Raw genomic sequence first — 20,019 nt, 5'->3', positions numbered from 1 at the left:
ACCCCGAGCCAGCGGGTTGCCACGGGGTGCGCCCACGCAACAGCGGCAGTTACAATCGGCGCCGCGAACTCCCTTCGGCCCGCACTACATATCAGCGCCCTATATATGTCAGCGTCCTCGTCTTCCGAATCGTCCCAGTCGTCCCAGGCATTGCCCCGTGTTGTCGTGCTCGCCACGGGCGGCACCATTGCCGGGTCATCCGGCAGTGCAGCCAGCAGTGCGCAGTACCAGGCGGCCACCGTCCCGGTGTCGCACCTGGTGCAGGCCGTTCCGGTACTGGCGGATGTGGCGCGCGTGGAAACTGAGCAGGTGGCGCAGGTGGATAGCAAGGACATGATGTTCAGCCTGTGGCAGCAACTTGCAGCGCGCGTGACGCACTGGTCGTTGCAGCCCGACGTGGCTGGCATCGTGATCACGCACGGCACCGATACGCTTGAAGAAACAGCCATGTTCTTGCATCTGACGCAGGCATGCCCCGTGCCGGTGGTGCTGACCGCCGCAATGCGTCCGTCGACGTCGCTATCCGCCGACGGTCCGCTGAATCTGCTCGATGCCGTGCGCGTGGCTGTCAGTCCAGAGGCGCGGGGCAGGGGGGTGCTGGTTGTGCTGAACCAGCAGATCCATGCTGCACGCGATGTCACGAAGTCGCACACATCGGCCGTCGACGCCTTTGTGTCGCCGATGACTGGCCCGCTCGGCTTCATGCAGGACGCCTATATCCGGTTCGCACGCGCACCGGCGATGTCCGGGGCGGCACGGCTTCCCGTGCCCACGACATGGCCGATGGTGGAGATCGTGGCCAGTTATGCCCAGCCGGGCAGGGCCATGGTGGATGCGCTGGTTGCTGCGCGGGTGAAGGGGGTGGTGGTGGCGGCCACGGGTAACGGGTCCGTGCATGAAACCTTGTCTGGCGCGTTGGCCGATGCCGCCGATGCCGGTGTGGCGGTCGTGCGCAGTTCACGTACCGGTGCAGGGCACGTGGCGATTCCGGCACGAATGTCGCCGCGGGCTGGCGCTTTCCTATCGGCGGCCGACCTGAACCCGTACAAGGCCAGGGTGTTGCTGATGCTCGCGCTGGCCGCCGATCCCGCGCTGGGAACCGACGCGGCGCGGCTGCAAGCGCTGTTTGCCGCGCATTGAGTGCGGGCGAGTGACGGGTTCTTGCGGAGTGGCAGGGGTTCGGGCTATACTCACGGGCTATTCAACCTTGCCGCACCGGACTTGACGCCCGGGTGGCTCATCCAGAAGGAGCGTCAATGCGTCATTACGAAATCGTATTTATCGTCCACCCGGACCAAAGCGAACAAGTTCCGGCGATGATCGAGCGCTACAAGCAGCTCGTGACGTCGCAGAACGGCCAGATCCACCGCGTGGAAGACTGGGGCCGCCGTCAGATGGCCTACATGATCCAGAAGCTGGCCAAGGCCCACTACGTTTGCCTGAACATCGAATGCGGCAAGGAAACGCTGGCTGAACTGGAACACGCGTTCAAGTTCAACGACGCGGTGCTGCGCCACCTGATCGTCCAGACCAAGAAGGCCGAAACCGCTCCTTCGCCGATGATGAAGGAAGTCCAGCGCGAAGAAGCCCGCAAGGCCGCGCAAACGACCACGGAAGGTCAGGCCGCCTGAGTGCGGACTGCTGTGTCGCGGTGAACCAGCTTCGGCTGACCGCCACTCTCGCCGAGCGGGACACGCTGCGCTATACGCCAGCCGGTGTCCCCGTCGTCAACTGCATCCTGCAGCACGGCGGCGAGGTGACCGAGGCGGAAACGCCCCGGCAGGTGGAATTCGCAATCGTTGCCATGGGCATTGGCCCCATTGGCCAGCGGCTGGAGCGGACCCCGCTCGGTACGCTGCTCGATTGCGAGGGCTTTCTGGCCCGCAAGCACCGGAACAGCAAGACACTGGTCTTTCACATCACTCGATGTAAAGCATTCGAAAAGGATTGAATCATGGCATTCGTCAAACGTGACAACAAGAACAAGAAGCGCTTCCAGCAACAGAACCCGCTGTTCAAGCGCAAGCGCTTCTGCCGCTTCACCGTGGCTGGCGTCGAACAGATCGACTACAAGGATCTGGACACGCTGAAGGATTTCGTCGGCGACAACGGCAAGATCACGCCGGCTCGTCTGACCGGTACCAAGGCTCACTATCAGCGTCAGCTGGATACGGCCATCAAGCGCGCCCGCTTCCTGGCGCTGCTGCCGTACACCGACCTGCACAAGAACTGATAGTCCCAGGACCGCAAGGAGAAATACACGATGCAAGTCATTCTGCTGGAAAAAGTCATCAACCTGGGCAACCTGGGTGACATCGTTCGCGTGAAGGACGGTTACGCACGTAACTTCCTGATCCCGACCAAGCGCGCTCGCCGTGCTACCCAAACCGCCATCGCCGAATTCGAAGTGAAGCGCGCCGAGCTGGAAAAGGCCGCCGCCGAGAAGCTGGCTGCCTCGCAAACCGAAGGCGAAAAGCTGAACGGCCTGACCGTCCAGATCACCCAGAAGTCGGGTGTGGACGGCCGTCTGTTCGGTTCGGTGACCAACGCCGACATCGCCCAAGCCCTGGAAGGTCAAGGCTTCAAGGTTGAAAAGTCGCAAGTGCGTCTGCCGAACGGCCCGCTGAAGATGGTTGGCGACTACACCGTTGGCGTGTCGCTGCACACCGACGTGCTGGTCGACATCACCGTCTCGGTGCTGGGCGAACACGTCTAAGCTGTATCCGCCGACGATGTGCCGGTCCGGACCGGCACATCCGATGCATGAAAAAGGCAGGGGCCAAGCTCCTGCCTTTTTTGTTTTTTGCGTGGCGCCCGGCGCCGTTATAATTGCCCCCCATGAACGCGCCCGCCGCAGATCCCCAACTCGACAGTCTCAAGGTTCCCCCACACTCGATCGAGGCCGAACAATCGGTGCTCGGCGGGTTGCTGCTGGATAACGCCGCCTGGGACCGTATCGCCGACTTCCTGTCCGAAGCCGATTTCTATCGCTTTGACCACCGCATGATCTTCCAGAGCATCGCGCGGCTGATCTCCGCCACGAAGCCGGCGGACGTGATCACGGTCTTCGAAATGCTCCAGGTGTCCGGCAAGGCCGAGGAGGTGGGTGGCCTGGCCTATCTGAACTCCCTCGCGCAAAACACGCCAAGTGCGGCCAACATCCGCCGTTACGCCGAAATCGTGCGGGAGCGGTCGGTGCTGCGCAAGCTGGTGACGGTGGCCGATGACATCGCCTCGGCGGCTTTCGCGCCGAAGGGGCGTGAAGTGCGCGAACTGCTGGACGAGGCAGAATCCAAGGTTTTTGCTATCGCCGAGGAGGGCTCGCGCGGCCAGAAGGGCTTCCAGGAAATCCAGCCGCTGCTGACGCAGGTGGTGGAACGGATCGACGAGCTCTACCATCGCGACAGCTCTACCGATGTGACGGGTGTGCCGACCGGGTTTATCGACCTCGATCGCATGACCAGCGGCATGCAGCCGGGCGACCTGATCATCGTGGCTGGCCGGCCATCGATGGGTAAGACCGCTTTCTCGCTGAACATTGGCGAGCATGTTGCCGTGGAGCAGGGCCTGCCCGTGGCGGTGTTCTCGATGGAAATGGCGGGCGTGCAACTGGCCATGCGTATGCTGGGCTCGGTGGGGCGCCTCGACCAGCACCGTCTGCGTACCGGCCGGCTGCTCGACGAGGACTGGCCGCGTCTGACGCACTCGATCCAGCGCATGAACGATGCGCAGTTGTTCATCGACGAGACGCCGGCGCTGAATCCGATGGAGTTGCGCGCGCGCTCGCGTCGTCTGGCGCGCCAGTGCGGCCAGCTTGGCCTGATCATCATCGACTACCTGCAGCTGATGTCGGGTTCGGGTAGTGGTGAGAACCGCGCGACCGAGATCTCGGAGATCTCGCGATCACTGAAGGGCCTAGCCAAGGAACTCAACTGCCCGGTCATCGCACTGTCGCAGCTGAACCGAAGCCTGGAACAGCGGCCGAACAAGCGCCCGGTGATGTCCGACCTGCGTGAATCCGGCGCCATCGAGCAGGATGCCGACGTGATTCTGTTTATTTATCGCGACGAAGTGTACAACCCCGATTCGCAGGACAAGGGTACGTCCGAGATCATCATCGGTAAGCAGCGTAACGGCCCGATCGGCACCGTTAGGCTCACGTTCCTGGGTCAATTTACGAAGTTCGATAACTTCAGTGGCGGCCCGGCGTTCTTCGACAACGACAACTGATCGGTTGCAGTTACACCGCTGCGCGGTGCAACCCTGTAAAATATTGCGCTTTGATGACAGCCGCCCATGAGGCGGCTGTCGCGTACTTGCGCTGTCTCCCCTTTGCCATAAACCGAGCGCTGCCGTGAGGCTGCGCCACAAGGACATTTCATGTTCGGTCGCTTCATGCCCACCGAGGGCAAGTTCTTTGAGTACTTCAACCAGCACGCTGATTGCGCCGTGACCGCCGCGCACGAGCTGGAAGCGCTGGTGAACGATCTGCCCAACGCCGAAGCCCACGCCCGCCGCGTGCAGGCCACGGAAAAGAAGGCCGATCGCATCACGCACGATACGATCGACCTGCTGCACAAGACGTTCATCACGCCGCTGGACCGCGACGAGATCCACAAGCTCATCACGACCATGGACGACATCCTGGACCTGATGGAAGACGTGGCCGAGACCATCTCGCTGTACGACGTGACGCACCTGACCGACGAGGCGCGCCGCCTGGCCACGATCTGCGTGCAGTGCTGCGACGCCGTCAAGATCGCGGTGGCGCTGCTCGAAGACATGGGCAATGCCAGCACCATCCTGAAGACCGCCCAGCAGATCGACCAGCTCGAATCCGAGGCGGACCGTGTGATGCGTGCCGCGATGTCGAAGCTGTTCCGCGAGGAAACCGACGTCAAGCGCCTGATCAAGCTGAAGGCGATCTACGAGCAGCTGGAGTCCATCACCGACAAGTGCGAGGACGTAGCGAACATCATCGAAGGTATCGTCCTGGAAAACGCCTGAGGCTCGCACTGGCATGCAAACTGTTCAAATGAGCTTGTGGGTCATCGGGCTGCTGGTGGCGCTGGCGTTGCTGTTCGACTTCATGAACGGCTTCCACGACGCGGCCAACTCGATTGCCACGGTGGTTTCCACGGGCGTGCTCAAGCCGCACCATGCGGTAGCCATGGCGGCGATGTGCAACGTGGTGGCGATCTTTATCTTCCACCTGAAGGTGGCGGCCACGGTGGGGACCGGAACCATCGACGTCAATATCGTCGACCATTACGTGATTTTCGGGGCGCTGGTCGGGGCCATCGCCTGGAACGTGATCACGTGGCTGTATGGCATTCCGTCGTCGTCGTCGCACGCGCTGATTGGCGGGCTGGTGGGTGCCGCGGTGGCCAAGTCGGGTACCGGCGCACTGGTGGGTAACGGCCTGCTGAAGACCGTGGCGTTCATCCTGATCTCGCCGCTGCTGGGCTTCATCCTGGGTTCGATCATGATGGTGATCGTGGGCTGGACGTTCTTCCGTACGCCGCCGTCGCGCGTGGACCGTTGGTTCCGCCGGCTGCAGCTGGTGTCGGCGTCGCTCTATAGCCTGGGGCACGGCGGCAACGATGCGCAGAAGACCATCGGCATCATCTGGATGCTGCTGATCGCCAGCGGCCATGTGGCCGTGGGCGGGGCAGAGCCGCCGATGTGGGTGATCGTGAGCTGCTATGTGGCGATCGGCATGGGCACGCTGTTCGGCGGCTGGCGGATCGTGCGTACCATGGGCCAGAAGATTACCAAGCTGAAACCGGTGGGCGGCTTCTGTGCCGAGACCGGCGGCGCGATCACGCTGTTCATCGCCTCGGCGCTGGGCGTGCCTGTGTCGACCACGCACACGATTACGGGTGCCATCGTCGGCGTGGGTTCCGCGCAGAAGATGTCGGCCGTGCGCTGGGGCGTGGCGGGCAATATCGTGTGGGCGTGGGTGCTGACGATTCCGGCATCGGCGTTCATGTCGGCGATTGCCTGGTGGATCGGCAAGCAGATCCTGTAAGCCAGCGTACCTCCGCAATGAAAAAGCCAGGCATTTGCCTGGCTTTTTTTATGGCTCAAGGCCCGGTGCTATTGGTTGGCGAATGCGGCGATCGGATCATCGTCGACAGGTGCGGGAACGGCCGGCGCTGGCGTGGGGGCTGGTGTGGGCTGCACCGGCGCTGGCGTCATCGGCAGGTTGCTGGCCGCCACCACGCGCCGCGCGCCGTTGTAGCGCGATGCCCAGTAGGACTTGCCCATGTCTTCCAGCCGTACGGTGCCGCCGGTGGCCGGCGCATGGACAAAGCGGTTCTGGCCCACGTAGATGCCGACGTGGGAGTTGGCGCGGCCTGTGGTATTGAAGAATACGAGGTCGCCCGATGCCACTTCGCTGCGGTCGAGCGATACGCCGCGCTGACCCATCTGGTCGGTGGTGCGCGGCAGGTTCACGTTGGCTGCGCGCGACACCACGTAGCGGACCAATCCGCTGCAGTCGAATCCGGAATCCGGTGTGTTACCGCCGTAGCGGTAGGGCGTGCCAACCAGCGACATGGCCTGGATCGAGATTTCCTCCAGTCCAGCGCTTGGGTCGATCATGGGCTTGCCCGGCGTGCGGGGCAGCGAGGACGTATTGCGAGCAGGCGGCCCGCCTGCGCAGGCGGCAAGCAGCAGGGCGCTCGCGCACAGCGCGGTGAGGGCGAGGCGGGACGAATTCCGCGCGGAGCCCAGGCTGGCTGGCGGAGAGGGCGGCGAAAAAAGCGGGCGCTGCGGCATCCTTCTTGTCGTTAGGTTGCCGGGTCAGCGCCCGCCCGCTTCATGCATTGGGTGGACTTGCCAGGGAAAACTACCAGCGTAGTTGCGCGTTGCGTGTGCCGGTGCTGATCTTGATGGACTTCGGCTGACCCTTGTAACTGGCCTCGATATTGTAGCTGCCTTCTGGCGCACGTATGAGGCAGCGCGGGCCGCCAGCGCGGAAATCAGCCACATTCTGGCCGTCGCGTGTCAGTTTTACATCAACGTCGGCCAGGTACTCGCCATCGGTACCCCGCGTGAACAGGATGCCCATGTTGAAGTTCTTCTCCTGTGCCGCCAGCCGGGCGCGTTCATCCTCGGCGATGCCGCCGCAGACGTAGCTGACCGGGCCCATGGTGCGGATCACCATTTCGTTGCCCACGGTTGCCGCGCTGGCCGATTGCGCCTTGGCCGGTTGCAGTGCAGCCGCGACAAGCACCGTCGCGCCGATCACGGCGGCCACGGCAATGCGCTTGCGCCGCGTGCTGCGGGCGCTGTGTGAAAACAAGGTCCTGCTGGTAGACAGGTATCGGTTGAATGATTGCTGCCTGTTCATCGACGCCTCCGTATCGACATGAACACCCGGACATCATAGCCGGGCCGCGCGACGCTGGCTGTCGGGCAAATGCCGACGCCGTCTGTAGCCGCACAGTACGCGAGACGGCCCCGGGCCGGCCATGGAACAGGCCGCCCGGGGTGCTGCAGGTCTCAGACGGGGTCCCGGTTACAGGACGTCCGCCGCGTGGTCGGCCAGGCGCGAGCGCTCGCCGCGGGCGAGCGTCACGTGGCCGCTGTGGCTCCAGCCCTTGAAACGGTCCACCACGTAGGTCAAGCCCGACGAGCCTTCGGTCAGGTACGGCGTATCGATCTGCGCGATATTGCCCAGGCAGACAATCTTGGTGCCGGGGCCGGCACGCGTGACCAGCGTCTTCATCTGCTTGGGCGTCAGGTTCTGCGCTTCGTCGATGATCACGAACTTGTTTACGAAGGTCCGGCCGCGCATGAAATTCATGCTCTTGACCTTGATGCGCGAGCGGATCAGTTCCTGCGTGGCCGCGCGTCCCCATTCGCCGGCGCTGTCGTCGCTCTTCTGCAGGACTTCGAGGTTGTCGTCGAATGCACCCATCCACGGCTGCATCTTCTCTTCCTCGGTACCCGGCAGGAAGCCGATGTCCTCGCCCACGGGCACGGTGGCGCGCGTGACGATGATCTCGTTGTAGAGCTTCTGGTCCAGCACCTGCTCCAGGCCGGACGCCAGTGCCAGCAGCGTCTTGCCGGTACCGGCCTGGCCCAGCAGCGTCACGAAGTCGACGTCCGGGCTCATCAGCAGGTTCAGCGCGAAGTTCTGCTCGCGGTTGCGCGCCACTACGCTCCACACGTTGTTCTTGTTGTGGGTGTAGTCCTTCAGCGTCTGCAGCAGGGCGGTCTTGCCGTTGATCTCCTTGACCTGCGCGTAGAGCGGCAGGCTGCCGTCCATCGGCTCCAGGTAGACGAACTGGTTCACCAGGAACGACGGCACCAGCGGGCCAGTCAGGCGGTAGAACATCGCGCCGGACTTCGGGTCCTGCCAGCTTTCCACGCCCTTGCCGTGCTTGGCCCAGAAGTCGTTGGGCAACTGCATCACGCCCGAGTAGAGCAGGTCCTTGTCTTCCAGGACCTGGTCGTTGAAGTAGTCCTCGGCGGGCAGGCCCAGCGCGCGGGCCTTGATGCGCATGTTGATGTCTTTCGACACCAGCACGACCTGGCGCTCCGGATACTGCTGCTGCAACGCGCTGACCACGCCCAGGATCTGGTTGTCGGCCTTGCCCTGCGGCAGGCCCTCGGGCAGCTTGATGTCGTTCAGCCGGGTCTGGAAGAACAGCTTGCCGGCTGCGTCGCGATTGCCCAGCTTGGCAAGCGGCAGGCCCTCGTCGAGCACGCCGTCGGTGCCGCCCACGAGCTGGTCCAGCGTACGGCTGACCATGCGCGCGTTGCGGGCCACTTCGCTCATGCCCTTCTTGTGGTTGTCCAGCTCCTCGAGCGTCATCATCGGCAGATAGACGTCGTGCTCTTCGAAGCGGAACAGCGAGCTCGGGTCGTGCATCAGCACGTTGGTATCGAGCACGAACAGCTTGCTCGGACCAGTCGACTTGCGCGGGCGGCGCGCGGGGCCGGCGGCCGGCTTGACCAGGCTGACGGCCGGCGACGCGGGCGTGACGGTGGCCGGTGCCGGGGCATCGGCGGTCTTGGCGCGGGTCGTGCTGCCGGCGCGCGCGCGGGTGGCCGGGGCCTGGGTGTCGCCGGTCTCGAGCAAAGCCACGCGCTCCAGGACCGGCACAGGTTTCTTACCCTGCGCGGCTTGGGCCTTGGAGCTTGCAACCGGCGCGAATTCGCTCGGGTCCAGCAGTTGGGCAGGCTTGGCGGGCATGGTAGGCAGCGGCATGCTTGGCTTTCCTTTCAGGGAAACTAACGGGGGCGAGAATGCGCGCGTACGGGCTGGCGTACAGGCGCGGGACGGCAAAAAACCGGAAAACCGAAGGGGTAGGGCGCGAGGCGGTTGGACAATCGTTGCGCGGGAAACAAAAAAGCCGCCAGGCCTGGTGAACAGGTGTGGCGGCTTGCTTGCGAACCCACGACGCGGCAGGTCCGCTACCAGCCCTGGGACTGTGCCTGTTGGGCCGGGACGTTACTGCAGCGTGGCAACTGGGATCTGAACGCATTGAGGCCCAATCTACCCGATCGTTTTCCGTTTTGCAATCGGTCAAATTCTCGTCGCGATTGCGCAACTGTCGACAGGGCGCACGGTGCCGGTGCGGCTGTGCCGAGGATGTTGCGGTTCACATCCCCTTGACGATCTCGAGCACTTCATCCACGTGGTTCGGCACCTTGATACCGCGCATTTCATGGCGCAGCACGCCTTTGGCGTCCAGGATGAAGGTGCTGCGCTCGATGCCGCGCACTTCCTTGCCATACATCTTTTTCATCTTGATGACGTCGAAGATATTGCAGATGGCTTCGTCCGCATCGGAGATCAGTTCGAAGGGCAGTTCCAGCTTGGCCTTGAAGTTCTCGTGCGACTTCATGCTGTCGCGCGAAAGACCGAAGACCGCCACGCCGGCTGCCTCGAATGCATCGTACTGGTCGCGGAAGTTCATGGCCTCGGTGGTGCAACCCGGCGTGTTGTCCTTCGGGTAGAAGTACAGCACCAGGGTCTTGCCGCGATGGTCGGCAAGACGGAAATCCCCGCCGGTAGCGGGTGCCTGGAAGTCGGGAACGGCCTTGTTGAGACTGACGGTCATGCTGGTGGCTCTCCTGGATGGCGGTGCATCATCGGTGATGGCGGCGGCCCATTCTTGGTATATGCGCCCGGACCTGCGCCATGGCGGGTGCAGATTGGGGCGGTCAGCCGGACTTCAAGCGTGGCGTCGGCTCAACCTGGCGGAAAAATGTTCCCGGCCGGACGGCTCAACCCTGTGCGGCGGGCTCCACCATCAGAATTGCCGCCACCCGGCGGCCTTCGGCCATCAGGATATTGTAGGTGCGGCATGCGGCCTGCAGGTCCATGGCGTCGACGCCGATATGCCGGCTGGCCAGGGCCGCGGTCAGGCGCGGATGCGGAAAGCGCAGCCGGTTGCCGGTGCCCAGCAGCACGACTTCTGGCTTCCTGTCCAGCAAGGCCTCGAAATGCGCGGGTTCCAGGTCTTCGAAGCGGCCGGCTGGCCAGGGCGTGACCTCGCCCTCGGGCATGACCAGGACGGCCTGGTCATGGCGCACTGCGTTGATTTCGATATAGCCGGGGCCGTAGCCGGTCACGGTGTTCAGGTTCTGGGGTTGGTCGGCGTGGAGTTTCAAGACGGGGGCCTCTTGCCGCCCGGGCCGTCGGAGGGGGCGGGCGGCGGGTTGGTGGCAGGATCGTGCGCGCTGGGGGCCAAAAGGCTCGCTGCAATGCAAGAATCCATGCCGAAGTCTGTCATAATCCGATATCTTATAGCTTTTGCCTCCCGCTCTGCCACGCTCGACTGCTGCCCAGCGACGCGCGCCGCCAGACGTCCAGGACAATCCAGAACACTCCCAAGACCGCTGCCGCCGAGACCGGCAGCTTGCCCTGACATAAGCCAACACCGTCGTGAAACCCATCCAGAAATCGAACAAGCTCCAGAACGTTTGCTATGACATCCGCGGCCCGGTGCTGGAAAAGGCCAAGCAGATGGAGGAGGAAGGGCACAAGATCATCAAGCTGAACATCGGCAACCTGGCCGTGTTCGGGTTCGATGCGCCGGAGGAAATCCAGCAGGACATGATGCGCAACCTGCCGAATTCGGCCGGTTACTCGGATTCCAAGGGCATCTTCGCCGCGCGCAAGGCGATCATGCACTACACCCAGGAAAAGAACATCCAGGGCGTGGGGCTGGACGACATCTACGTGGGCAACGGCGCGTCCGAGCTGATCGTGATGTCGATGAACGCGCTGCTCAACAGCGGCGACGAAGTGCTGGTGCCGGCGCCCGACTACCCGCTCTGGACGGCCGCCGTGAGCCTGTCTGGCGGTACGCCCGTGCACTATGTGTGCGACGAGGCCAACGACTGGATGCCGGACCTGGACGACATCCGCCGCAAGATCACGCCGCACACGCGTGCCATCGTGGTCATCAACCCCAACAACCCGACCGGCGCGCTGTATTCCGACGAACTGCTGCAGGAAATCGTCGTCATCGCGCGGGAACACGGCCTGATCATCTTTGCCGACGAGATCTACGACAAGGTCCTGTACGACGGCAACGAGCACACCTCGATCGGATCGCTGTCCACCGACGTGCTGACCGTGACCTTCAACGGCCTGTCCAAGAACTACCGCTCGTGCGGCTACCGTGCCGGCTGGATGGTGGTGTCGGGCGACAAGCGCCCGGCGCAGGACTACATCGAAGGCCTGAACATGCTGTCGTCGATGCGCCTGTGCGCCAACGTGCCGGGCCAGTGGGCGATCCAGACCGCCCTGGGCGGCTACCAGAGCATCAACGACCTCGTGGGCGAAGGCGGCCGCCTGCGTCGCCAGCGCGACCTGGCCTACGAACTGATCACGCAGATTCCCGGCGTGACCTGCGTGAAGCCCAAGGCGGCGCTGTACCTGTTCCCGAAGCTGGACCCGGCGATGTACCCGATCCAGGACGACCAGGAATTCATCTACGAGCTGCTGCAGGAGTCGAAGGTGCTGCTGGTGCAGGGCACGGGCTTCAACTGGGACGCACCGGACCATTTCCGGATCGTGTTCCTGCCGCACGAGGAAGACCTGCGCGAGGCTATTACCCGCGTGGCGCGCTTCCTGGAAAACTATCGCAAACGTCACGGCACGGCCTGAAGCCGCCGGGGCGCCCCCATTTCCGTATCAAGCAACCCAGAGTCAGACGTCCATGAATCCCATCAAAGTCGGCCTTCTCGGCATCGGTACCGTCGGTAGCGGCACGTTCAACGTGCTCAAGCGCAATCAGGAGGAAATTCGCCGCCGTGCAGGTCGCGGCATCGAGATTGCGGTGGTGGCCGACCTCAACACCGAGCGCGCCCGCGAACTGACCGGTGGCACCGTGGATGTGGTCAGCGACGCCAATGACGTGGTGACGCGCCCGGACATCGACATCGTCGTCGAGCTGATCGGCGGCTACGGCATCGCGCGCGAGCTGGTGCTCAAGGCCATCGAGAACGGCAAGCACGTGGTCACCGCCAACAAGGCGCTGCTGGCCGTGCACGGCAACGAAATCTTCGAAGCCGCGCGCAAGAAAGGCGTGATCGTGGCGTTCGAGGCCGCGGTGGCCGGCGGCATCCCCATCATCAAGGCGCTGCGCGAGGGCCTGACGGCCAACCGCATCCAGTGGATCGCCGGCATCATCAACGGAACCACGAACTTCATCCTGTCCGAGATGCGCGACAAGGGCCTGGACTTCGATACGGTGCTCAAGGAAGCGCAGCAGCTGGGCTATGCCGAAGCCGACCCGACGTTCGACATCGAAGGTATCGACGCCGCGCACAAGGTGACGCTGATGAGCGCCATCGCGTTCGGCATGCCGGTGCAGTTCGATCGCGCGCACGTGGAAGGCATCACGCGCCTGGCCGCCATCGACATCAAGTACGCCGAGGAACTGGGCTACCGCATCAAGCTGCTGGGCATCACGCGCCGCCGTGAAGAGGGCGTGGAACTGCGCGTGCACCCGACGCTGGTGCCGGCTTCGCGCCTGATCGCCAACGTGGAAGGCGCGATGAATGCCGTGCTGGTGCAGGGCGACGCCGTGGGCGCTACGCTGTACTACGGCAAGGGCGCCGGCGCCGAGCCGACCGCCTCGGCCGTGATTGCGGACCTGGTGGACGTGACGCGCCTGCACACGGCCGATCCGAACCATCGCGTGCCGCACCTAGCGTTCCAGCCGGACGAACTGTCCACCGTGCCGGTGCTGCCGATCGACGAAGTCACCAGCTCGTACTACCTGCGCATGCGCGTGGCCGACCAGACTGGCGTGCTGGCCGAGATCACCCGCATCCTGGCCGAAGGCGGCATCAGCATCGACGCGATGCTGCAGAAGGAATCGCGCGAGGGCGAGCCGCAGACCGACATCATCATCCTGACGCACCTGACGCGCGAAAAGCAGATCAACGTCGCCATCGCCAGCATCGAGGCGCTGCAGACCGTGCTGTCGCCGGTCACGCGCCTGCGCATGGAAGAGCTGAACTAAGACGCCGAAACTGGACGAATTGCTATGAAATACCAGTCGACGCGCGGCCATGACATGCCGCAATCGTTTTCCGAGATCCTGCTCGGCGGCCTGGCCCCGGACGGTGGCCTTTACCTGCCGAAGCAGTATCCGCAAGTCACGGCCGACGAACTCGAAGCCTGGCGCCGCCTGCCGTACGCGGACCTGGCGTTCGAAGTGCTGTCGCGCTTCTGCGACGACATCCCGGCCGAAGACCTGCGCGCGCTGACGCGCAAGACCTACACGCCCGAGGTGTACTGCAACGCCCGCCCCGGCGACAACACGGCCGATATCACGCCGCTGCGCACGCTGGGCGAGGAAGGTGGCACGAAGCTGCAGTTGCTGGGCCTGTCGAATGGCCCGACGCTGGCCTTCAAGGACATGGCCATGCAGTTGCTGGGCAACCTGTTCGAGTACGCGCTCAAGCGTGCCGGGCTGAATCTCAACATCCTGGGTGCCACGTCGGGAGACACCGGCAGCGCGGCCGAATATGCGATGCGCGGCAAGGAAGGTATCCGCGTGTTCATGCTGAGCCCGCACCGCAAGATGAGCGCGTTCCAGACCGCGCAGATGTTCAGCCTGCAGGACCCGAACATCTTCAATATCGCGGTGGAAGGCGTGTTCGATGACGCGCAGGACATCGTCAAGGCCGTGTCGAACGACCACGCGTTCAAGGCTCGCCAGCGAATCGGCACCGTGAACTCGATCAACTGGGCGCGCGTGGTGGCCCAGGTGGTGTACTACTTCAAGGGCTGGCTGCTGGCGACCGATGGCCCGGGCCAGAAGGTCTCGTTCTGCGTGCCGTCGGGCAACTTCGGCAACGTCTGCGCCGGCCATATCGCGCGCATGATGGGCCTGCCCATCGACAAGCTGGTGGTGGCTACCAACGAAAACGACGTGCTCGACGAGTTCTTCCGCACCGGTACCTACCGCGTGCGCACGTCGGCGCAGACGTACCATACGTCGAGCCCGAGCATGGACATCTCCAAGGCGTCGAACTTCGAGCGTTTCGTGTTCGACCTGCTGGGCCAGGACGCCGGCAAGCTGGCGGCGCTGTTCCGCGATGTCGATACCAAGGGCGGCTTCGACTTTGCCGGCAAGCCCGAATTTGACCGCATCCGCGAGTTCGGCTTCGTGTCGGGCCGCAGCACGCATGAAGACCGCCTGGCGACGATCCGCGACGTGAACCAGCGCTATGGCGTGACGATCGACACCCATACCGCCGACGGCGTGAAGGTGGCGCGCGAATACCTGTCGACCGGCGTGCCGATGGTGGTGCTGGAAACCGCGCTGCCGGCCAAGTTTGCCGACACGATCCGCGAGGCACTGGGCCACGAGCCCGAGCGCCCGGCCGCGTTCGACGGCATCGAGCGCCTGCCACAGCGCTTCGAGGTCATGCCGGCCGATGCCGACAAGGTCAAGGCGTACATCGCGCAGCACACCGGGCTCTGACCGGGCATCTGCCCCAGACCCCCACGGTCCCGGCGCCAACTCGCTACAATCGGGTTTGCCGGGTCCCGCCGCCACGGCCCCCAGGCTTTTCTGCCGGGGGCCTTTTGCTTGGGGCCAACCTAGTTTCCGAAGACTCACATGACCCAATCCGCAGCGCGTCCCCCCATGCTGACGATGGCCCAGGCCCTGGAGGCGCTGATGGCCGGCGTTCGCCCGATCACCGACACTGAAACCGTCGCCACGCTGGATGCCAACGGCCGCGTGCTGTCCGCCCCGGTCACCAGCGCGCTGCGCGTGCCGCCGGCCGACAATACGTCGATGGACGGCTACGCGATGCGCGCGGCCGACGTGCCGGCGGCGGGCACGCGCCTGCCGGTGTCGCAGCGCATTCCTGCCGGCCATGTCGGCAGTGAACTGGCGCCGGGCACCGCCGCACGCATTTTCACGGGTGGCCTGATTCCGCCCGGTGCCGATGCCGTGGTCATGCAGGAGCAATGCCAGGCCGATGGCGACGCCGTGATCGTCAACCATGTGCCGGCGTCGGGCGAGTGGATTCGCCGGGCCGGCGAGGATATCGAGGCCGGCAGCCAGATCCTGCCCGTGGGCGCACGGCTGTCGCCGCAGGCGCTGGGTTTGGCGGCATCGGTGGGACAGGCGTCGCTCGACGTGATCCGCCGCGTGCGCGTGGCCGTGTTCTTTACCGGCGACGAACTGACGATGCCGGGCGAACCGCTCAAGCCGGGCGCCATCTACAACTCCAACCGTTTCACGTTGCGCGGCCTGCTTGAAAACCTGGGCTGCGAGGTGAGCGACTTCGGCATCGTGCCCGATACGCTGGCAGCCACGCGCGACACGCTGCGGCGGGCCGCCGAGGGCAACGACCTGATCATCACGTCGGGCGGTGTGTCGGTGGGCGAAGAGGACCATATCCGCCCGGCAGTCACCGCCGAAGGGCGCCTGGACCTGTGGCAGATCGCCATCAAGCCGGGCAAGCCTCTGGCGTTTGGCCAGGTGGCCAACGGCACGGACAAGCCGACGTTTTTCATCGGGCTGCCGGGCAACCCGGTGTCCAGCTTTGTCACGTTCCTGCTGTTCGTGCGGCCGTTCCTGCTGCGCCTGCAAGGCGTGGCGGACGTGACGCCGCGCCGCATCGCCATGCGTGCCGATTTCGATCTGCCGCGCGGCGACCGCCGCAACGAATTCCTGCGTGCGCGCCTGAACGACGAGGGCGGGCTCGACCTGTTCCCGAACCAGAGCTCGGGCGTACTGACATCCACGGTTTGGGGCGACGGCCTGATCGACAATCCGCCAAACCAGGCCATTGCGCGCGGCGATACCGTGCGGTTCATCCCGTTTGCCAGCCTGCTGGCCTAGGTCTTATTCCGATGCAACTCGAACTTCGATACTTCGCCAGCGTGCGCGAGCAGTTGGGGCAGGGCGCCGAGCGCGCCGAGGTGCCTGCCGACGTGCGCACCGTCGGCGACCTGCGCGGCTGGCTGCGTGCGCGCGGCGGTGTGTGGGCCGAGACGCTGGCCGATGGCCGCGCGCTGCGCATGGCCGTGGACCACGCCGTGGCACGTGCCGACACGCCGCTGGCCGATGGCTGCGAGGTGGCGTTCTTCCCGCCCGTGACTGGAGGCTGAGATGAGCGTCCGCGTGCAACTGGAGGATTTCGATCTCGGCGCCGAAGTGGCCGCGCTGCGTGCCGACAATCCTGGCGTGGGCGCCGTGGCCAGCTTCATCGGCACCGTGCGCGACGTCAGCGACGGCACGCGCGTCAGCACGATGGAACTGGAACACTATCCGGGCATGACCGAAAAGGCGCTGGAGAAGATCGAGGCAGCCGCGCGCCAGCGCTGGGACCTGCTGGGCGTGACGATCGTGCACCGGGTGGGGCTGTTGCAACCGTTGGACCAGATCGTGCTGGTGGCAGTGTCGTCCGCCCATCGCGGCAACGCGTTTGCCGCGTGCGAGTTCATCATGGACTACCTGAAGTCCGAAGCCCCGTTCTGGAAGAAGGAAGCCACGCCGGAAGGCGCACGCTGGGTGGATGCGCGGGTGTCGGACGATGCGGCGCTGCGCCGCTGGGGCATCGAGTCGTTCAACGCGGAAGCGTCCCCCGAGTCCGATTCCTCCCAATAAGAAAAAGGTCGAAGGCTTCTTTATGGCTCCTTTGGGGTTTGTCGCGGTAGGCGTGGGCGCCGCCGTGGGCGCATGGCTGCGCTGGTTTTTTTCGGTGACGTGGAATGCCGCCAATCCGGCGCTGCCGTACGGCACGCTGGCGTCCAATCTGGTGGGCGGCTACCTGATCGGGCTGGCCGTGGCGTTCTTCGAGACCCATCCGTCGCTACCGCCCGAATGGCGCCTGCTGGCGGTGACTGGCTTCCTCGGGGGGCTGACCACGTTTTCGACGTTCTCCAGCGAGGCGGTAGGCAACCTGCTGGCCGGCGACTACCGCTGGGCGCTGGCGCACGTGGTGCTGCACCTGGGTGGCTCGCTGATGCTGACCGCATTCGGCATCTGGACCTACCGCGCGCTCTCCTGATCACATTTCTGCGCGATTAACCGGGCATAGGTAACAGTACCGATACTTTTGGCACTGTCGGACTGCCCGGGACCGTCTACTATTCCCCGCATGGGCATTGAGGTGTGCAACGCACCTTGCTTCGTTCGCCTGTCTGATTTCAAGAACATTCAAGTGCAGTCACGGTCGCTTGCCGGCCCGCCGTGGCTTCCAAGAATCCGGCGCGCTCCGTTCGGCATCCAGCAGTCCTTGTGTTCTCACGGCCTTAACGTTTCTTCACGGCGTTCACGATCGTTCATAACAAGGAGACATCCCCATGCAGCCCATCCACGCCTCGCGTTTCGCGGCCCCACGCCTGCGCCGACGCCTTCGGCAGACCGCCTTCGCGGCGGCAGCCGTCACCCTGCTCACGTCGGCCTGTGGTGGCGGCGACTCGTCGAGCACCCCTGGTGGGGGTGGCAGCAGCACGCAGAATCCGAACAACCGCCCCGACTTCATCGTCGGCACGATCGCGATCCAATCGTACGACGGCAACTCGGACGACCTGCTCACGGCGGGTCTGGGCAAGGATGGGCTGGCCGGCACGGCGCCGGTCTTCGCCAATCCGAACGTGCCCACGGCTGCCGAACTGCGCCGCAACGCGATCTATAACAATTACCGCGCCATCGTCGATGTCCAGGCGGCGGGCGGCTATGGCTCGCTGTACGGGCCGAATGTCGACGCGCAGGGCAATGTCACGGGCAGCCAGGGCAAGGTGCCGGGGGTGGAATACATCGCCTATGCCGATGACGGTACCGGCACGAAAAACGTGACGATGATGGCCCAGGTGCCGGACTCGTTCGACCGGAACAACCCCTGCATCATCTCGGCCACATCGTCGGGGTCGCGCGGGGTCTACGGCGGCATCGCGGTGGGCGAGTGGGGCCTGAAGCGCGGCTGTGCGGTGGCCTATACGGACAAGGGCACGGGCGCCGCGCCGCATGACCTGGACACCGACACCGTGCCGCTGATCGACGGCACCCGCGCCGACCGGCGCGGCGCGGGCAAGCTGGCCCAGTTCGCTGCCCAGCCGGGCGCCCAGTCGCTGGCCGATTTCACTACGGCCAATCCGCACCGGCTGGCCTTCAAGCACGCGCATTCGCAGCAGAATCCCGAGGCCGACTGGGGCAAGAACACGCTGCAGGCCATCCAGTTCGCGCTGTTCGCGATCAACGACAAGTTCGGCACGGTGGGCTCCGACGGCGTACGCCAGAACACGTTCACCCAGGACAAGGTGCTGATCATCGCGTCGGCCATCTCCAATGGCGGCGGGGCGGCCATCGCGGCGGCCGAGCAGGACACCACCGGGCTGATCGATGGCGTGGCGGTGGGCGAGCCGAATGTGGAAATGCCGCCGACGCCGGCCATCACCGTGCGCCGGGGCGGCGTGCAGGTGGCGGCATCCGGCAAGCACCTGTATGACTACACGACGACGGCGAACTTGCTGCAACTGTGTGCCAGCCAGGACACCTCACTCGTCAATGCACCGTTCGCGGCGCTGCCCGGGCAGACCGGCCTGAACCGGTGCGCTTCGCTGGTCGACAAGGGCAAGATTGCGGGCGCCTCGACCAGTGACCAGACGCTGGCGGCGCTGAACGCGCTGCATGCGGCGGGATGGGAAACCGAATCGGACGAGCTGCACGCCTCGCTGTCGTTCCTGGAAGTGGCCAGCTCGATCTCCGTCACCTACGCCAACTCGTATTCGCGCGCCAGCGTTACCGACCGGCTGTGCAGCTACAGCTTTGCGGCGCCAGCGCCGACTACGACGGTGCCCACCACCGTACCGGCAGCATTCCTGGCAGGGCTGTTCTCGTCCGGCAACGGCATCCCCCCAACCGGTACGGCGCCGAACCAGGTCACCCTGATGAACGATGCCAACGTGGCCGGCGCGATGCGTGACTATGCGTCGACCTCGCCATCCACCAACCGGACCGACGCCAATATCGACGGCGCGCTGTGCCTGCGCAACCTGCTCGATACCAGCAACGCGGCGCTGATGGCCGGCATCGGCCAGACGTACCGCAATGGCAACCTGCGCGGCAAGCCGGCGATGATCGTCCACGGCCGCAGCGACGCGCTGCTGCCGGTGAACCACACCTCGCGGCCGTACCTTGGGCTGAACAAGTCGGTGGAGGGCGGCGTCAGCAAGCTGTCATATATCGAGGTGACCAACGGGCAGCACTTCGATGGCTTCATCGACGTAATCGGCGGGTATGCGGCGCGATACATCCCGATGCACGTCTACCTGAACCGGGCGCTCGACTCGGTCTATGCCAACCTCAAGAACGGCACTGCGCTGCCGCCGTCGCAGGTGGTACGGACCACGCCGCGGGGCGGCACGGGCAATCCGGCGATCGGCCCGCAGATCCTGCCGTCCAACGTGCCCCCGATCGCGGCCACTCCGGCGGCCGGTGACGCCATCACGGTCACCGGCACCACCGTCAACGTGCCGAACTAGCCGCTTTCGCTCCGTCAGCATCGGGTATC

Annotated in this window: 21 protein-coding genes; 16 read left to right on the top strand and 5 right to left on the bottom strand. The window is 64.7% G+C overall.

All coding sequences use genetic code 11. The features are described from left to right. Positions 1 to 105 precede the first annotated feature (105 nt). The 8 genes from MFF62_RS14255 (at position 106) to MFF62_RS14220 (ending at position 6,031) form a co-directional block, all read left to right on the top strand. Positions 106 to 1,140: an asparaginase gene (locus tag MFF62_RS14255; RefSeq protein ID WP_238263782.1), complete on the top strand. Its 1,035-nt coding sequence runs from the start codon at positions 106 to 108 to the stop codon at positions 1,138 to 1,140. 116 nt (positions 1,141 to 1,256) lie between these two features. After that, positions 1,257 to 1,631: a 30S ribosomal protein S6 gene (rpsF, locus tag MFF62_RS14250; protein ID WP_150372059.1), complete on the top strand. Its 375-nt coding sequence runs from the start codon at positions 1,257 to 1,259 to the stop codon at positions 1,629 to 1,631. Between the two features lie 20 nt (positions 1,632 to 1,651). Next, positions 1,652 to 1,951 carry a primosomal replication protein N gene (gene priB / locus MFF62_RS14245; protein WP_238263781.1) on the top strand — a complete coding sequence of 100 codons (300 nt, stop codon included), beginning with the start codon at positions 1,652 to 1,654 and terminating at the stop codon, positions 1,949 to 1,951. A 3-nt stretch (positions 1,952 to 1,954) separates the two neighbouring features. Continuing rightward, positions 1,955 to 2,233, top strand: a complete 279-nt coding sequence (gene rpsR / locus MFF62_RS14240) for a 30S ribosomal protein S18 (protein WP_116320460.1) — start codon at positions 1,955 to 1,957, stop codon at positions 2,231 to 2,233. Positions 2,234 to 2,263: 30 nt separating this feature from the next. Continuing rightward, positions 2,264 to 2,716, top strand: a complete 453-nt coding sequence (gene rplI, locus MFF62_RS14235; protein ID WP_238263780.1) for a 50S ribosomal protein L9 — start codon at positions 2,264 to 2,266, stop codon at positions 2,714 to 2,716. A gap of 122 nt (positions 2,717 to 2,838) precedes the next feature. Further along, entirely contained in the window at positions 2,839 to 4,230 is a 1,392-nt protein-coding gene (locus MFF62_RS14230) for a replicative DNA helicase (protein ID WP_238263779.1), read from the top strand. 150 nt (positions 4,231 to 4,380) lie between these two features. Further along, positions 4,381 to 5,007, top strand: a complete 627-nt coding sequence (locus MFF62_RS14225) for a DUF47 domain-containing protein (protein WP_238263778.1) — start codon at positions 4,381 to 4,383, stop codon at positions 5,005 to 5,007. Positions 5,008 to 5,020: 13 nt separating this feature from the next. Further along, positions 5,021 to 6,031, top strand: coding sequence for an inorganic phosphate transporter (locus tag MFF62_RS14220; RefSeq protein ID WP_238263777.1), 1,011 nt, complete (start codon positions 5,021 to 5,023; stop codon positions 6,029 to 6,031). 68 nt (positions 6,032 to 6,099) lie between these two features. On the opposite strand, the gene MFF62_RS14215 is transcribed toward MFF62_RS14220, so the two are convergent. The 5 genes from MFF62_RS14215 to MFF62_RS14195 all read right to left on the bottom strand — a co-directional run bounded on the left by MFF62_RS14215 (position 6,100) and on the right by MFF62_RS14195 (position 10,632). Beyond that, a complete protein-coding gene (locus tag MFF62_RS14215; RefSeq protein ID WP_238263776.1) occupies positions 6,100 to 6,783 on the bottom strand; it encodes a C40 family peptidase in 684 nt (227 codons plus the stop codon). Positions 6,784 to 6,853: 70 nt separating this feature from the next. Continuing rightward, the gene (locus MFF62_RS14210; protein WP_238263775.1) at positions 6,854 to 7,357 is read right to left on the bottom strand and encodes a hypothetical protein; all 504 of its coding nucleotides are present in this window, start codon (positions 7,355 to 7,357) and stop codon (positions 6,854 to 6,856) included. Positions 7,358 to 7,525: 168 nt separating this feature from the next. Continuing rightward, positions 7,526 to 9,223: a PhoH family protein gene (locus tag MFF62_RS14205; RefSeq protein ID WP_238263774.1), complete on the bottom strand. Its 1,698-nt coding sequence runs from the start codon at positions 9,221 to 9,223 to the stop codon at positions 7,526 to 7,528. A gap of 394 nt (positions 9,224 to 9,617) precedes the next feature. Then, a complete protein-coding gene (locus MFF62_RS14200) occupies positions 9,618 to 10,079 on the bottom strand; it encodes a peroxiredoxin (protein ID WP_238263773.1) in 462 nt (153 codons plus the stop codon). 166 nt (positions 10,080 to 10,245) lie between these two features. Further along, positions 10,246 to 10,632, bottom strand: coding sequence for an Mth938-like domain-containing protein (locus MFF62_RS14195; protein ID WP_238263772.1), 387 nt, complete (start codon positions 10,630 to 10,632; stop codon positions 10,246 to 10,248). Positions 10,633 to 10,906: 274 nt separating this feature from the next. Between MFF62_RS14195 and MFF62_RS14190 the strand changes: the two genes are divergently transcribed. The 8 genes from MFF62_RS14190 to MFF62_RS14155 all read left to right on the top strand — a co-directional run bounded on the left by MFF62_RS14190 (position 10,907) and on the right by MFF62_RS14155 (position 19,990). Next, positions 10,907 to 12,136 carry a pyridoxal phosphate-dependent aminotransferase gene (locus MFF62_RS14190; protein ID WP_238263771.1) on the top strand — a complete coding sequence of 410 codons (1,230 nt, stop codon included), beginning with the start codon at positions 10,907 to 10,909 and terminating at the stop codon, positions 12,134 to 12,136. A gap of 52 nt (positions 12,137 to 12,188) precedes the next feature. Beyond that, the gene (locus tag MFF62_RS14185) at positions 12,189 to 13,499 is read left to right on the top strand and encodes a homoserine dehydrogenase (RefSeq protein ID WP_238263770.1); all 1,311 of its coding nucleotides are present in this window, start codon (positions 12,189 to 12,191) and stop codon (positions 13,497 to 13,499) included. Between the two features lie 24 nt (positions 13,500 to 13,523). Further along, on the top strand, positions 13,524 to 14,969 hold the full coding sequence (thrC, locus tag MFF62_RS14180) for a threonine synthase (RefSeq protein ID WP_238263769.1): 1,446 nt from the start codon (positions 13,524 to 13,526) through the stop codon (positions 14,967 to 14,969). A 138-nt stretch (positions 14,970 to 15,107) separates the two neighbouring features. Then, positions 15,108 to 16,343, top strand: coding sequence for a molybdopterin molybdotransferase MoeA (locus MFF62_RS14175; RefSeq protein WP_238263768.1), 1,236 nt, complete (start codon positions 15,108 to 15,110; stop codon positions 16,341 to 16,343). Positions 16,344 to 16,354: 11 nt separating this feature from the next. Further along, positions 16,355 to 16,612 (top strand): molybdopterin converting factor subunit 1, encoded by a 258-nt coding sequence (gene moaD, locus MFF62_RS14170; protein WP_238263767.1) that lies wholly within the window; start codon positions 16,355 to 16,357, stop codon positions 16,610 to 16,612. A 1-nt stretch (position 16,613) separates the two neighbouring features. Beyond that, a complete protein-coding gene (gene moaE, locus MFF62_RS14165) occupies positions 16,614 to 17,111 on the top strand; it encodes a molybdopterin synthase catalytic subunit MoaE (protein WP_238263766.1) in 498 nt (165 codons plus the stop codon). Positions 17,112 to 17,133: 22 nt separating this feature from the next. Beyond that, complete coding sequence (gene crcB, locus MFF62_RS14160) at positions 17,134 to 17,514, top strand: fluoride efflux transporter CrcB (protein ID WP_238263765.1); 381 nt, start codon at positions 17,134 to 17,136, stop codon at positions 17,512 to 17,514. Positions 17,515 to 17,809: 295 nt separating this feature from the next. Continuing rightward, positions 17,810 to 19,990 carry a 3-hydroxybutyrate oligomer hydrolase family protein gene (locus tag MFF62_RS14155; RefSeq protein ID WP_283205344.1) on the top strand — a complete coding sequence of 727 codons (2,181 nt, stop codon included), beginning with the start codon at positions 17,810 to 17,812 and terminating at the stop codon, positions 19,988 to 19,990. Positions 19,991 to 20,019 lie beyond the last annotated feature (29 nt).

Origin of the sequence: Cupriavidus pauculus (genome assembly GCF_022179805.1) — a bacterium.
In the GTDB taxonomy this organism is placed as follows: domain Bacteria; phylum Pseudomonadota; class Gammaproteobacteria; order Burkholderiales; family Burkholderiaceae; genus Cupriavidus; species Cupriavidus pauculus_E.
The sequence above is the reverse complement of the archived record's forward strand: the minus strand, read 5'-3'. Positions and strand labels throughout refer to the sequence as shown.

What these genes read in the sequence shown, in the direction of transcription:
- MFF62_RS14255 (WP_238263782.1), top strand. Translation starts at nt 106, where the DNA reads ATGTCAGCGTCCTCGTCTTCCGAATCGTCCCAGTCGTCCCAGGCATTG.
- rpsF (WP_150372059.1), top strand. Translation starts at nt 1,257, where the DNA reads ATGCGTCATTACGAAATCGTATTTATCGTCCACCCGGACCAAAGCGAA.
- rpsR (WP_116320460.1), top strand. Translation starts at nt 1,955, where the DNA reads ATGGCATTCGTCAAACGTGACAACAAGAACAAGAAGCGCTTCCAGCAA.
- rplI (WP_238263780.1), top strand. Translation starts at nt 2,264, where the DNA reads ATGCAAGTCATTCTGCTGGAAAAAGTCATCAACCTGGGCAACCTGGGT.
- MFF62_RS14230 (WP_238263779.1), top strand. Translation starts at nt 2,839, where the DNA reads ATGAACGCGCCCGCCGCAGATCCCCAACTCGACAGTCTCAAGGTTCCC.
- MFF62_RS14225 (WP_238263778.1), top strand. Translation starts at nt 4,381, where the DNA reads ATGTTCGGTCGCTTCATGCCCACCGAGGGCAAGTTCTTTGAGTACTTC.
- MFF62_RS14220 (WP_238263777.1), top strand. Translation starts at nt 5,021, where the DNA reads ATGCAAACTGTTCAAATGAGCTTGTGGGTCATCGGGCTGCTGGTGGCG.
- MFF62_RS14215 (WP_238263776.1), bottom strand. Translation starts at nt 6,783, where the DNA reads ATGCCGCAGCGCCCGCTTTTTTCGCCGCCCTCTCCGCCAGCCAGCCTG.
- MFF62_RS14210 (WP_238263775.1), bottom strand. Translation starts at nt 7,357, where the DNA reads ATGAACAGGCAGCAATCATTCAACCGATACCTGTCTACCAGCAGGACC.
- MFF62_RS14205 (WP_238263774.1), bottom strand. Translation starts at nt 9,223, where the DNA reads ATGCCGCTGCCTACCATGCCCGCCAAGCCTGCCCAACTGCTGGACCCG.
- MFF62_RS14200 (WP_238263773.1), bottom strand. Translation starts at nt 10,079, where the DNA reads ATGACCGTCAGTCTCAACAAGGCCGTTCCCGACTTCCAGGCACCCGCT.
- MFF62_RS14185 (WP_238263770.1), top strand. Translation starts at nt 12,189, where the DNA reads ATGAATCCCATCAAAGTCGGCCTTCTCGGCATCGGTACCGTCGGTAGC.
- thrC (WP_238263769.1), top strand. Translation starts at nt 13,524, where the DNA reads ATGAAATACCAGTCGACGCGCGGCCATGACATGCCGCAATCGTTTTCC.
- MFF62_RS14175 (WP_238263768.1), top strand. Translation starts at nt 15,108, where the DNA reads ATGACCCAATCCGCAGCGCGTCCCCCCATGCTGACGATGGCCCAGGCC.
- moaD (WP_238263767.1), top strand. Translation starts at nt 16,355, where the DNA reads ATGCAACTCGAACTTCGATACTTCGCCAGCGTGCGCGAGCAGTTGGGG.
- moaE (WP_238263766.1), top strand. Translation starts at nt 16,614, where the DNA reads ATGAGCGTCCGCGTGCAACTGGAGGATTTCGATCTCGGCGCCGAAGTG.
- crcB (WP_238263765.1), top strand. Translation starts at nt 17,134, where the DNA reads ATGGCTCCTTTGGGGTTTGTCGCGGTAGGCGTGGGCGCCGCCGTGGGC.
- MFF62_RS14155 (WP_283205344.1), top strand. Translation starts at nt 17,810, where the DNA reads ATGCAGCCCATCCACGCCTCGCGTTTCGCGGCCCCACGCCTGCGCCGA.